Origin of the sequence: Blautia sp. AF34-10, from assembly GCF_003477865.1 — a bacterium.
In the GTDB taxonomy this organism is placed as follows: domain Bacteria; phylum Bacillota; class Clostridia; order Lachnospirales; family Lachnospiraceae; genus Fusicatenibacter; species Fusicatenibacter saccharivorans.
Genome location: NZ_QUED01000039.1, coordinates 1 through 13063 on the forward strand (window position 1 = coordinate 1; position 13063 = coordinate 13063).

The 13063-nt window shown below is 49.8% G+C and carries 9 protein-coding genes and 4 pseudogenes; 5 read left to right on the top strand and 8 right to left on the bottom strand.

All coding sequences use genetic code 11. The features are described 5' to 3' along the window. Window positions 1–105: 105 nt before the first annotated feature. The 4 genes from DWZ60_RS15870 to DWZ60_RS15885 form a co-directional block, all read right to left on the bottom strand. On the bottom strand, window positions 106–522 hold the full coding sequence (locus DWZ60_RS15870) for a hypothetical protein (protein WP_147397765.1): 417 nt from the start codon (window positions 520–522) through the stop codon (window positions 106–108). After that, window positions 450–932, bottom strand: coding sequence for a hypothetical protein (locus DWZ60_RS15875; protein ID WP_119222078.1), 483 nt, complete (start codon window positions 930–932; stop codon window positions 450–452). Before DWZ60_RS15875 ends, DWZ60_RS15870 begins: the two co-directional genes overlap by 73 nt. 211 nt (window positions 933–1143) lie before the next feature. Beyond that, window positions 1144–1347: a transposon-transfer assisting family protein gene (locus DWZ60_RS15880; protein ID WP_119222080.1), complete on the bottom strand. Its 204-nt coding sequence runs from the start codon at window positions 1345–1347 to the stop codon at window positions 1144–1146. Window positions 1348–1351: 4 nt separating this feature from the next. Further along, window positions 1352–3781, bottom strand: a complete 2430-nt coding sequence (locus DWZ60_RS15885; protein WP_243038370.1) for an LPD16 domain-containing protein — start codon at window positions 3779–3781, stop codon at window positions 1352–1354. Between the two features lie 21 nt (window positions 3782–3802). On the opposite strand from DWZ60_RS15885, the pseudogene DWZ60_RS15890 reads away from it, so the two are divergent. The 5 genes and pseudogenes from DWZ60_RS15890 to DWZ60_RS15910 form a co-directional block, all read left to right on the top strand. Continuing rightward, window positions 3803–4954, top strand: a pseudogene (locus DWZ60_RS15890) (DNA topoisomerase); the annotation flags it as partial. Between the two features lie 239 nt (window positions 4955–5193). Then, window positions 5194–8518, top strand: a pseudogene (locus tag DWZ60_RS15895) (antirestriction protein ArdA). 3 nt (window positions 8519–8521) lie between these two features. Then, window positions 8522–9474 (top strand): annotated as a pseudogene (locus tag DWZ60_RS15900) (hypothetical protein). Further along, window positions 9471–9683 (top strand): transposon-transfer assisting family protein, encoded by a 213-nt coding sequence (locus DWZ60_RS15905; RefSeq protein ID WP_004607965.1) that lies wholly within the window; start codon window positions 9471–9473, stop codon window positions 9681–9683. The pseudogene DWZ60_RS15900 and the gene DWZ60_RS15905 overlap by 4 nt, the downstream one beginning before the upstream one ends. Continuing rightward, the gene (locus DWZ60_RS15910; RefSeq protein WP_002585089.1) at window positions 9680–10045 is read left to right on the top strand and encodes a cysteine-rich VLP domain-containing protein; all 366 of its coding nucleotides are present in this window, start codon (window positions 9680–9682) and stop codon (window positions 10043–10045) included. Before DWZ60_RS15905 ends, DWZ60_RS15910 begins: the two co-directional genes overlap by 4 nt. 177 nt (window positions 10046–10222) lie before the next feature. Here the strand turns inward: DWZ60_RS15910 and DWZ60_RS15915 are convergent, their stop codons facing one another. From DWZ60_RS15915 to DWZ60_RS15930, 4 genes and pseudogenes are all read right to left on the bottom strand, one after another. Next, complete coding sequence (locus DWZ60_RS15915) at window positions 10223–10474, bottom strand: helix-turn-helix domain-containing protein (RefSeq protein WP_002585088.1); 252 nt, start codon at window positions 10472–10474, stop codon at window positions 10223–10225. Window positions 10475–10537: 63 nt separating this feature from the next. Next, a pseudogene (locus DWZ60_RS15920) lies at window positions 10538–11883 on the bottom strand (relaxase/mobilization nuclease domain-containing protein). Continuing rightward, window positions 11844–12173 carry a plasmid mobilization protein gene (locus DWZ60_RS15925; protein ID WP_002585086.1) on the bottom strand — a complete coding sequence of 110 codons (330 nt, stop codon included), beginning with the start codon at window positions 12171–12173 and terminating at the stop codon, window positions 11844–11846. The pseudogene DWZ60_RS15920 and the gene DWZ60_RS15925 overlap by 40 nt, the downstream one beginning before the upstream one ends. Window positions 12174–12403: 230 nt before the next feature. Then, window positions 12404–12787 (bottom strand): helix-turn-helix transcriptional regulator, encoded by a 384-nt coding sequence (locus DWZ60_RS15930; RefSeq protein WP_119222082.1) that lies wholly within the window; start codon window positions 12785–12787, stop codon window positions 12404–12406. Window positions 12788–13063 lie beyond the last annotated feature (276 nt).

The window sequence follows — 13063 nt, forward strand, 5'->3', positions numbered from 1 at the left end:
TCAGATATGTTGCCCGAAAACATTAGAAAGCCGCAAAAAGCCAGCGGAAAATAAACAGACCGCAAAAGCGGTCTGCTATTTGTCAAGGTGCTCGTATTCTACCGTTTACGAATAAACATCATAAAAAATAGTTATAAGTTCTGACAACTCGTTTAACTCTAACTGTTCCATCAAATCCAACAATGGCACAGCATTCTCACCCGTTAAGTAGTCAAACTCATCCGAGCTGCCCCTGTATCTTCTTTTATCTCTTGCCCGCTTAATCAACTTCGCAATTTTAGGTTTCTTGGCTACCCATTCTGATATTACTTCTGCTCCTACATCATGTCCGTCATCAGCAATCCTTATTCTATTGAAATATGTTTTATAAGCATTTTCTATGCCAGTAATCCATGACAAAATGTTTTTCCTAAACTCAATATCTATTCTATCTATTACAAAAAGCAAACCTATTTTAAACTTAGCATCAATACAATCAAGGTCAATATGCTTCCTGCTTGCATTTTTATGATTTCTTTGCAAGTAAATATTCCCGGCGATAAGTATTCCAACATTCTTGGTTGAAAGTTATTACCTTCAAGCCAATCGACAAATTCCTTATCATCCAATATCGGATAATAGAAATTGTATTCCCTTAACCTTTTTCTAATATTTTGAATGGCATTATTCTCAATAATTCGTTCTTGATATTTCCATTCATCTCCTATAAACCTAATATCTGTGGCTTCTTTAATATCTCGGTCTCTTACTCCCTGCCTTTGACTTAAGGAAAACTCAACCTCATCTGTGTATTTAATATATTGTTTTCCTTCTTTTTCTTCCAACATAGATTTTTCTATTCTAAACGGTATCCATTCATGTTCAACTTTATATGCGTCTGTATCAATTATTCCATAATTATTTTTTAGCTCCAGTATTCTTCCTCTAGGCATACTATTTCCACTCCTTTCCACATGGTATTCGGCTTTTAAACGCCACCTATTACAAACCGGAACACACTGTGTGTCATTTTCAACTGCACTATACATACATTATAATTGTACCCTTTCAAAGACAATTTCTCAATCGGATTGTATACATAAAAATATCATAAAAATAAAAAGCAGGTAGCCAGCACACAGCCGACTACCCACCATCTCAAATTTACTCTACTGATTCCAACACTACCTCTGCAAATCCTTCATCGGTCATGCTCTGGAGCTTACCTAACACCTGCTCTCCAAGCTCCTCCATATCGCTGTCCTTTATGTGCGGCATGACCTGTCTGATCTGCCCAATCATATCCGACCTATCCTGTGTCTCAAACACACACATAAAATTGATTTCTTCTACTGTGAATTTACTCATCTTCTTACATCTCCCTCTGTGTTTTTTTGTCAGTTTCCTTTTCCGGTGAAGTACGTTCCGCCTTATCCCTCTGCTTTATGACCGCCTTTTTCTCTGCCAGCTTCTCCTTAATGGAAATTCTGCCTTTGGTCTGCTCCTGTTCCTTTTTCTCGGCTCCATTATTCAGAACATTATCAATCATGTTGTAATTCTGTTCTTCAAGCTCCTCAATCTTTGCAAGCGGCTTGTATTCTGCCAGCTTGTCAAGTAGCTCCTTTGCCCTTCTCGCAGTCTGAACCGCTTCGCTGTCATCAATCTCCACACCCTGTCCGAAAATGTCCGTAATGCCCTCTCTGACGCCTTCAGAAATGACCGCATTGAGAAAGTCATTCAGATATCCAGTATTTCCGTTTCTGATGTCCTCAGTGATGTTAGCAACCTGTGCTTCCCTGTCCTCAACCGTATCCCGATACTGATAAGTGTCATAATCGTAGGAAAACTGGTCTATCTCCGAAGCAAGGATAGCCGCCTGCCACTTCTCCAGTGAACCACGCACCTCAATGTCCGGTAACTTATCAATCAGCTCTGCTATGACCTCAATTGCTTTCGGATCGTCTGTTATGTCCGGTACATAATCCAAGACCTCCAGGTCAATGACCTTGCCGGAAAGAATATCCATTTCCACGTCCTCATAACTCTCAGTTCCCTCGGTGTGTATGTTGATTCCGATACTCGGAATCCCGTTCATGCGCTCCGGCGGTATGCTTTTCCAGACAGCGATTGCTTCCTCCACGCCTGCGATATTCTCATGGAACTCTCCCAGGCTATGAAATTCGCCGCATTCTGCAACCGTTAAGGTAACGGTTTTCTCCGGTATGGCTTCCACAGCAGGCGCTTTCTGCATTGCCTGTTTCTCTGCAAGATAGCTCTCCACTCCCGGAAGATAAGTTGCAAGTGTTCCTGTCTTGCCCTCTGTGATAGGATTGATGTCAACCTTTATGCCGCCGATCATAAGACCGTCCTCATTAAAGGCATTGAACAGAGTATCTTCATGCTCCCTGCCCTTATACTCCACAACCACATCCAGATCGGAGCCTGCTTTCTCCAGTCCTCTGCATCTGCTTCCGGACACTACCACATCCACAAGCTCAACATCTATCTCATACTCGTCAATCTTGGATTGCAGATATGCCCATACAGTCTGCTCTATATCGTCCTGTGTCTGTCCGTTGATTCCGTTAAATAATTCCTCTGTCTTTGCCTTGAAATCAGCAACAACACTGTCTGCTTCAGGCACTTCCGCCCAGATACGCTTGCTTAACTGTTCTCGCTCCACCGCTTCTGTTTTTTCCATAAGCTCCTCATAATCCACCGGATTACGCTTATCCTGTTCTGACAGTCCAAAGTCCTCCAGAACGTCCTTTAACGCCGCATGAATGGAAATATCAGGATTGTCATACACACCACCGTCAACCAGCTTATAATCCGCATCAAAAACGGAATAATCATATCCCTCCGTACAGGTCTGTATGCTGACAAATTTATCTTTTATGGAAAATGCCATCTGCTCCGGCTCTTTTACCTCAAAATACGGATTGTCCCACTCCGTAATTGGTACATTTTCTTCGATGTGCTTCTGGTTGGCAGTAGGCATTAACTTCTCCATCTTGCCCTGTTCATAGAGCGTATCGAACCGGCTCATATAAAGGGAAATATCATCAAGACCGCCCTGTTTCAACTGATGTTCAAAACGCCGCTTCACAAAGTCTTTCACTTCCTCCGGTGTCATATCCCGGTGGACTCTTACCTTGTCGATGCCGATGCTGTCACTCAACGTCTGCAAATCGTCCATGAAGTGCTTACTTTCCTTTGCTTCACTGCTGTGGGTAAAATCAAGAGAAAGGACGTTTTCGTTATTCCTTACATGGATCACATCAAATTCAATGCCATGCACACTGACACCAAATGTTGTCCTTGCCTTGTCATCGCTGTACTGTACATCTTTGCCACGATACGCCTGAAATGCTTCCATTGCTTCAGAAATGCTGTCAAAACGCTCCAGCTTGCTCCTTTCCGGGCTGTTCTCTGCCCATGTGCTTAAATCGGCAATGACATAGTAGGATACCTTGTCATTATCAATATCCATATGCTTCTGAAGCTGTCTTGCTTCCATGATGCGCTCAAGCTGTGCCCTTCCGTTTACCATATAGGAACCGATGTTATTTTCCTTGTTGAAAGGCATATTCGCCATTTCCCGCTCTGCTTCATAAAGGGCATCTTCAGCTTCCTCATAGGTATCGTAATGCACTCCTGCAGGCGTGATGTCCTTGATCTGGTTCTGCAAATGCAAAAGTCTGAAATCCCCATCCGCATACGGATCGTCAATAGCAAAATAATTCTGTTCCAAGTCAAGCGTACTGACCTCACGCCATTCGTTGTAATTGACGAGGAACACTTCATTTTCCCTGTCCGGTTCATGGGCGGCACCGCAGCGGGCATTATCGCGCTGCTTTGCGAAAAACTCCCCTTTATGGCGGGCGCGGACTTCACGCCGGAGGTTGTAAAGGTATTAGACAGTAAAAAAGTATCAGACCACCACGCAATCATTCCCACTATGGAGCTTGCAAAGGCTGACCCGGACGCGCTGCCGGAAAGCGAGAAGAATATCCTTACCCTTGCGGGGGCGCGTCTGCTTTTTGCCACCGCCGAGCCGCATATTTATGAAGCGGTTACGGCGGTTTTCTCATGCGCCGGGACAGACTTCACCGCAAGGGGAAAGACCGTACTTGCGGAGGGTTGGAAAGAGCTTCAACGCAGATACCGGGCGACGCTGAAAGATAAGCCCGAAGCGGAGGACGGGGAAAATGCAGACGTGACGCTGCCGAAGCTTTCCGAGGGACAGGGCTTTCCTAACCCCGCCGCAAAAGTAACGGAGCATACCACAACGCCGCCGAAGCCCCACAGCGAAGCAAGCCTTTTGTCGGCTATGGAACGCGCCGGGAACGGGGACACCGACCCGGACGCGGAACGCCGGGGGCTTGGCACTCCCGCCACCCGCGCCGCCGTCATTGAAAAACTGGTAAAGGGCGGCTTTGCGGAGCGCAAGGGGAAGCAGCTTATCCCTACCAAAAACGGGAACAGCCTTATCTGTATTCTGCCGGATATACTCACTTCCCCACAGCTTACCGCAGAATGGGAAAACAATCTGACGCAGATAGCAAAGGGAGCCGCAGACCCCGGCGAATTTCTGTCCGGCATTGAAGCTATGGCGCGGGAGCTTGTGCAGACACACGCCGCAGCACTGGACGGGAAAAAGGATTTGTTCCGGGAGGAAAAGCCCTCTGTCGGCAAATGCCCCCGTTGCGGTTCCCCCGTCCATGAGGGGAAGAAAAACTATTATTGCAGCAACAAAGAATGTGCCTTTGTCATGTGGAAGAATGACCGCTTTTTCGAGGAACGCAAGACCGCTTTTTCCGCGAAGATTGCCGCCGCGCTCCTTAAATCCGGCAAGGCGAATGTGAAGAAGCTCTACTCCCCGAAAACAGGCAAGACCTACGACGGAACTATCGTTCTGGCTGACACTGGCGGGAAATACGTCAACTACCGTATCGAAGTGCAGAAGAACTAAAAACTTGAATAGCAAGCATAGGAAGCGGGTACCCACTTCCGTAAATCCCCGTTGCGACGCTGACGCGCCGGACGGGGATTTTGCTTGTTGGGAAGTTTCCCAAACCCTCTTTTGCGGAGGGCTTCACCCTCTAAAAATTTTCAAAAATATTTGGCAGAAATGCGGGCGTACCCGTAGTAGACCATGCAGCCAAAAAATGCAGCTTATGACGCTGCCGCAGAGAAAGGAGGTTTTTCACTATGGCAAGTTTACGGGACACCGTAAAGGACTATCAAGACGAGCTTAGGGACGGTATCGCATGGGTGGCGTTCTGGAAACAGGGGCGTTCATGGAACGCGGAATATTTTCATCTTGATATGGACGATACGCTCTACCCGGAGGACAGGAGCCGGTTAGAGGAAATAAAAAGCATTGACCCCGCCGCCGTTATCTTAAACGGCTACTATTGCGGGCATTTAGGCGAGGACATGAGCCTTGACGAGCTGACCGCCGGAGTGCGTTACCACTACGAAAACAGCATGAACGACATTGACGGTTTTATCGGAGCGCATGACGACAGGCTTCCCCCGGAGGTTATCGAGGAAGCGAGGGCAGCCGCCCATGAAGCGGGGCTTCCCTTTTCCGAAAAGCCCTACCGGGACGGGGAGGATTTTAACCCCTATGTATTTGACGGGAGCATGAGCATTGAGGATTTTGAGCTTATGCACCGCATGATTGAAAAAGAAAGGAGCGAACAAATGGCAGAACCGATTTTAAGCGGCTATCTTTCCAATCTTGGGAAGTACACCGAGGGCAGACCCGCGGGCGAATGGGTGACATTCCCCACGACTGCCGAACATCTGAAAGAAGTCTTTGACCGTATCGGGATTGACTTCAAGCACTATGAGGAATGGCATTTCACAGAATTTCAATCCACTATCCCCGGCTTGACGGAGCATTTAAGCGAGTATTCCCACCCCGACGAGCTGAACTATTTAGGGAAGCTCTTGGAAATGCAGTTTGACGACGACCGGGAGAAATTCATTGCAGCCATTGAATACGGCGACCATGCCGACAGCTTACAGGACATTATCAACCTTGCACAGAACCTTGACTGCTACTGGATTTATCCGTCCGTCCACAATGAAGAAGAATACGGGCGTTATCTGGTTGATGAACTGGAAGAACCGGAACTTCCCGAAGAAGCGAAAAAGTATTTCATGTATGAGGAATACGGGCGGGACGCTTCCATTAACGACGACGGTATGTTTACCGAAAAGGGCTATATCTACAACAACCGCAACACCTTTACAGAATGGTACGACGGGCGCGACGTGCCGGAGGAATACCGGGTAACGCCGCAGCCCCCGCAGCCGGAAAGACCCGACCCGTCAAAGGTAGAAATGGACGCAGCCGCGCCGGGGCAGAGAACGGCGCAGACCGCAGAGCAGCCACAGGAGCCGCGCCCGGTTATCCCTATCGTGCTGACGAGCGAGAAGCCCGCCGAAAAGCTCAAAGAGATTACCGACCGTCTGGAACAGGGTATTGCGGAACTCTTTGACAGCGAGCGTTACCGGGAATATCTGAAAGTCATGTCAAAATTCCATAATTACAGCTTCCGAAACACCGTCCTTATCGCCATGCAGAAGCCGGACGCTTCCCTTGTGGCGGGCTTTTCCGCTTGGAAGAACAACTTTGAACGAAACGTGATGAAAGGGCAAAAGGGAATTAAAATCATTGCTCCGTCACCCTATAAAATCAAACAGGAAATGCAGAAAATCGACCCGCACACGCAGAAGCCCGTTATCGGCAAGGACGGGAAGCCCGTCACCGAGGAAAAGGAAGTCACCATACCCGCCTACAAGGTGGTATCCGTCTTTGACGTTTCCCAGACCGAGGGAAAGGAGCTGCCGGACATTGCGGTTGACGAGCTGACAGGCGACGTTGACCGCTACAAGGATTTTTTCGCAGCCCTTGAAAAGACTTCCCCCGTTCCTATCGCCTTTGAGAATATCGAGGGCGGCTCTCATGGCTACTACCACTTGGAGGACAAGCGCATTGCTATCAACGAGGGCATGAGCGAATTACAGACCTTAAAGACCGCTATTCACGAAATCGCCCATGCGAAGCTGCACGACATTGACCTCAACGCGCCAAAGGACGAGCAGCAGCCCCACGTTGACCGCCGCACCCGCGAAGTCGAAGCGGAAAGCGTCGCCTATACTGTCTGCCAACATTACGGGCTTGACACGTCGGACTACTCTTTCGGCTATGTCGCCGGGTGGAGCAGCGGGCGGGAGCTGTCCGAGCTGAAAAGCTCCCTGAAACGATACGCAGCGCAGCCGCCGAGATTATCAATTCCATAGACGAGAACTTAGCGGAGCTGCAAAAGGCACAGGACAAGGAGCAGACCGCCGGACAGGAGCAGCCCACCAGAGAGGGACAGGAAGCCGCGCCGGAGAAGCCGGATCCGGAAGCAGCCGCACCGGGAAAATCCGGCGCACAGGAAAAAGCGGGCGCAGCCCGAAAGAAGCCTTTACCCCGGAAACGATTTACAGAGTGCGCCGGAACCCTTACAGCGACAGCCGGGAAAACAGCTACCTCTTGCAAGCCTATGTGACACAGGAGAACGGGCGGGCGAAAATGGGCGACGTGCTTTATACGGGAACGCCGGAGAAATGCCGCGAGCTTATGGGGCAGCTCAAAAGCGGCGAGCTGACCGAGGGCGACGTGAAGCAGCTTTACGCAAAGGCACAGGAAACGGCGCAGACCGCCGGACAGGACAAAGACACCTTTTCCATTTACCAGATAAAGGGCGGGGACGAAACAAGGGATTTCCGCTTTGAGCCATACGACCGCCTGCAGGCGGCGGGAAATGTGGTTGACAGGGCGAACTATGAGCTTGTCTATTCCGCGCCCCTTGCGCCGGAAACTTCCCTTGAAGATATTTACACCTGTTTCAATATCGACCACCCCAAAGATTTTAAGGGACACAGCCTTTCCGTTTCCGACGTGGTAGTGCTTCATCAGGACGGACAGGACGCGGCGCATTTCGTTGACAGTGTAGGTTTTCGGGAAGTGCCGGAGTTTTTACAGGAGCAAAAGCAGCTTACCCCGGACGACTTGGAAACGGGCGAAACTGTCAAGACACCGAGGGGGACTTTCCATGTGACCGCCATGAGCCGGGAGCAGATAGAAGCCGCCGGATATGGCTTTCACCACCAGTCGGACGACGGAAAGTATCTGATTATGGGGAATGGGACGCGGGCGTTTGCCGTTGCCGCAGAACAGGCGCAGCGGGACAATCCCTTGAAAACCGCCGAGCAGACCACAGAGCAGAACGGGAACATGATTGACGGTATCATCAACAACACCCCCACCGTTGACGAACTGGAAGCAAAGGTAAAGGCGGGCGAGCAGATTTCCCTTGTTGACCTGGCTAACGCTGTCAAAGCCGACAAGGAGCGCGGCAAGGGAGCGAAGCCGGAAAAGAAACCCTCTATCCGGGCGCAGCTTAGAGCCGACAAGGAAAAGGCACAGAAGAAAAACGCAAAGCAGAAGTCACAGGACTTGGAAAGGAGCTGACCCATGCCGGAACAGAGCAAATTTGAAAACATGGATTTGTTTGCTTCCCTTGAAGCGATTATGAAGCAGAACACAGGCTTTTACCAGAGCGACTTAGACATTGACAAAGAGATTATCGCAAAGGCGGCGGCAAGCCCCCACAGGGAGGACAAAACACTTTTGTGGTTCTGCCGCCCGTCCGGGACGCACTGTTTCCGGGAGCGCGACGTTTTCCTCAAAGACACCGCGCCCCACAACACATGGCGTTTCTACATGGAGCAGACAAGCGACCGCGTTCTTGCCTATGCAATCGAGCTGACGGGAAAGGAGCGCGGGAAAATCAAGGGCAATCTGTACGAACTGGACTACTCTAAACATTATGAGCGCGTCAAGGAAAAGGAGCTGCCCGCCGATACGGTGAAGCTGATTTATGAGCATGGGGAAAGGGTACAGGAAGCCGGGAGATATTTTGACGGAACCCCAGACCCGCAGCTTGGGAAATTTGAACGCTTTGAAGCCGTACCCAACGACCCGGACGCGCTGCAATCGCTCTTACAGGAAGAACGGCGCAGCCGGGAGCAGCTTTCGCCGGGGGATTTCAAGGCGCATATTGCCGCTTTGCGGGACGGCTGATTGAAACGGAAGCGCGGCGCATTGTGCGGGAAATGAAGCGGCATTACGAGCCGAACAGCCCGAACAAGACCCATTTCATGGCAGAGCTTTCCCCGGCGTTCATGCGGCTTGCAGCCACAAAGGACACTGACCGCCTTTTCTCCATGCTGCCCTACAAGACCCTTTCCTTTTCCAAAATCGAGGGCAGACATGGGACGTATGCGCTGATTGACAAGGGGGAGAACCGGGACAGGGAGATAAGGAAGCCCCGCCCCTCTATCCGGGCGCAGCTTAAAGCAGACAAGGCAAAGACCGCCCCGAAAAAGGCGGCGGCAAAAACAAAAAATCACGATATGGAGGTATGAGCATGATTAGACTGACTGTTGAAGAAACAAACCTTTTGAGCATTTACAACGAGGGCGGCAAGCGGGCTTTGATTGAGAATGTCAACGCCGCGCTGCCCTACATGGACGCGGATATGCGGGAGCTTGCAAAGCGCACCCTTTCCAAAGTGGACGCTTTGACCGAAGCGGAATTTGCAGAGCTTCCCATTTACGCCGCTGATGAAGTATGAACGGGGTTAAGCGGCTGACGCCGCCCCAGAGCCGGAAAGTCAACGCCCTTGTGCGCCGGACGTGCTGCAATTATGATAACGGGAACTGTATCTTACTGGACGACGGGGACGAGTGCGTATGTCCGCAGCTCATTTCCTATTCGCTTCTCTGCAAGTGGTTCCGGGTTGCGGTGCTTCCCGCCGACAGGCTGCTTTATGCGGAGCTTTACCAGACAGGGGATAAGAAGAAATGTACCGAGTGCGGCGCGTTCTTTGCGTCAACCTCTAACAGTGTCAAATACTGCCCCGTCTGCCGGAAACGTATCACCCGCAGACAAGCCGCCGAGCGCATGAGGAAAAGACGCGCCCCTGTTACGCAGTAGGCGCGGAAAATCCCTTGATTTACAGGGCTTTCCGGGCGTGAAAATCGGATAGGCGATACTTTATACCTTTACCCCCAAAAATGGCGTTCTACTGCGTAACATTCACGAAAACAGCACCCATAAAAAGACAGGGCGCGGAAGTCATATACTGGCTTCCGCGCCCTGTTCTTTTTTTGCCTATCTGACATTTCCCTTTTCCATTTCTTCAAGCGGGAACTGCGGGAGGGCTTCTATCAGCTTCTTTGTGATGGACTGGCGCATATCTTCGTTGATTTCCTGTTTCGTGCTTCCGTCCGGCTGTCTGACCGCTACCGTCGATAGCCTGTCGATTTCGTCCTTGTAGCACTCCACGACTTTCTCCACCGCCCATTTTTCCCCGGCAACGGCGGCGCGTATGGTTTCATATTCCGGCATTTTCTGGTTTTCCATGCTCAACGCTCCTCTGCTTTTTGATAGCCCTATCATAGCACAGCGGCGGGGATTTTGCTATCCTTATCCGCGCTCTGTTCCCTTTTCCCGTTCCGGCTGCCTGTCTGCCTGTAAAATGCTGTCAATGTTCTGCTTGATAATATCGTATTCCCGGACTTTCTTTTTCAGCTTCCCATAGTCGGCATAAAGGGCTTCTTTCTGCGCTTGGAGGGCTTCATATTCCGATTGCAGCGCGGCAAGGTTCGGGAGCTTTGCAATGCCCGCCGCTTTCAGCGACCTTGCGGCGGCTTCATGTAGGATAATCGCCTGTTCCTGTCCGGCGCGGTACTTCTCCCTGTTCCTTGCCTTGCGGTATGCGTCATAGACGGGCTTTGTCTTTTGGTAGGTGGAAACATTCTTGATAAGCACCGCCATGTCCGCAAGCCGCTTTTCCGCGTCCTTCAATGCGTCTGCCGCCTGTCCGCTTTCCGCTGCCATTTCTTCAATCCGGCTGACTAAATCCGCGTACTGTTCAATCTTATGTTCCGTCAAGAAATTCATGGTCTTTGCTGCCTGTTTCAGATTGTGGATTTTCGCCACTGTTCATAGCCCTTACTCTGCGCCGCCTTGATACTGTTCTCAATGTCGATAAGCAGCGAAACGCCGCGCTGCTCTCTGGGGGCTTTCGCCGCCTTTGCCTGTCTGCCCGCTATCCGTTCCCTTATGGCTTCCTCTGTATAATCCGCGCCGAGGGTTTTAAGACGGGTGAAGCGTTCCTGTCCGGGGGCGCGGCATGACACATATTTCCCCGGCTTTATCTCATAGCCCGCCGCCTGTAACCGCTGCAACAATTCCTCAAAACTGGAAACTTGGGGGATAAGCGCGTCAACGGCAATCTTTAGCTTGCCTTTCCAACTTGTACCCGTCTTTTCTGCCTGGTACTCCGCATAGCTCTTTCCCTTGCTGCCCTTGCCGGGAACGACGACGGACAAGCCATTTTCCCGACACAGCTTGTCGCTCATGTTCCGTATGCCGTAATAGCTCCTTTTGTTGGAATTATATTTGCGGTGGTCTACGAAATTTACGGCGCAGAAAATAATGTGATTGTGGACGTGTCCTTTGTCAATGTGCGTCGTGAGTACATATTCATGCTGCCCCTTTGTTACCGCGTCGGCAAGCTGCTTTCCGATTTCATGGGCTTTCTGATAATCGACTTCCCCCGGCTCAAAGGACTGTATCAGATGAAAGGCTAAATTGTTCCCCTTTTGGAGTGCTTGGGACAAGGTATATTCAAATTCAATATCTGCCGTTTCATAGGAGCAGCCGAAAGAGGACACAAGCATTTTTCCGTCCGTCTTGTCCGGGTTTTCGATATAGTCAAGGGCTTTGCTTAGAGTGCTTTTAATAGGCTTAATCTTTGTAACCGCCATATCTCCGCAAGCACCCCCTTTATTTCCTCTATGTCCTCTTGGTATGCGTTCCCCGTCGCGTTTACGCGGCGTGCTATCTGGTTGACGTTGACACCGATTTTCTGTATCTCTGCGGTCATTGCCTTTATATCGGCATGGTCTATCTGAATGATATACCCGTCAATGGCAATCTTCCGCAGATATGCCGCCATGTTCCGGGTGGGTACGAGCTTCATTTTTTCCAGTATTAAATCCCGTTCCGCTTCCGTCACTCTGAATTTGATTTGCACCGTTCTTTTGCGTCCGTTCATGTATTCGCTCCTTTCCTTTCCGTTCCGAGGGTTTGGGACACTTCCCAACAAGCAATTTTCAACCGACGCGCCGCAGCGCGGGAGGGGAAAATACGGAAGTGGGTACCCGCTTCCTATGCTTGCTACGAATGTTTTTATCCCTTATGCCTTACTACGGAGCTATGCCCGGTTTTGCCAAACTTCCGCAAAAGAAAAACGCTGCAATCCTCAAAAAAAGATTACAACGCTCTCTAAACCTTATTCAATTCTGACGGACACTTCTTATCTGCCTCTGTTTCGACTTCCGCTATCTCCTTTGCCGTTGCGCTCACAATCCGTATGCCTGTATCGCTCATACCGTCAAGAAGCGCGTCAAGCTGCCGCCGCTGCGTGTTCTTCTCTGGCGGCGTTTCCAAAAGAAACTGGTCTACGGATATATTGTAGCGGAGCATAAGCTCAAAGAAAATCTGTAAACTTGGGTGCTGCCCCTTGTTCTCAATGTTCGCAAGGTAGCGCGGCGAGATAAACATTTCGTCGCTCACTTTCTTGCGGCTCTCCTTGCGCCCTGTCCGCGCCGCCTTTATCGCTGCCCCAAAAGCCTTGAAATCGTATTTCGGTACTGGTCTTTTTGCCATAGTTATTCACCCTGTTACATTTTACTGTTCCCCTTTCTTCTTGGATATGTCTACACAATTCAATCAGTTAGCCAAAATAATTCATATGTATATGTTGACAATTAGCCGCTTTTTTTGTATAGTATTATTAAAAGGGGGAAATGTTTATGTTACATAGCATGCGTATTCGATAAGCATGCGTATTCGATAAGCATTGAAATCAAAAAAGATTTTTCCCATTTTCAATATGGGCTTTTTTGTCATGCTTATTTTGCGTATGCTATACAACAAAACTAA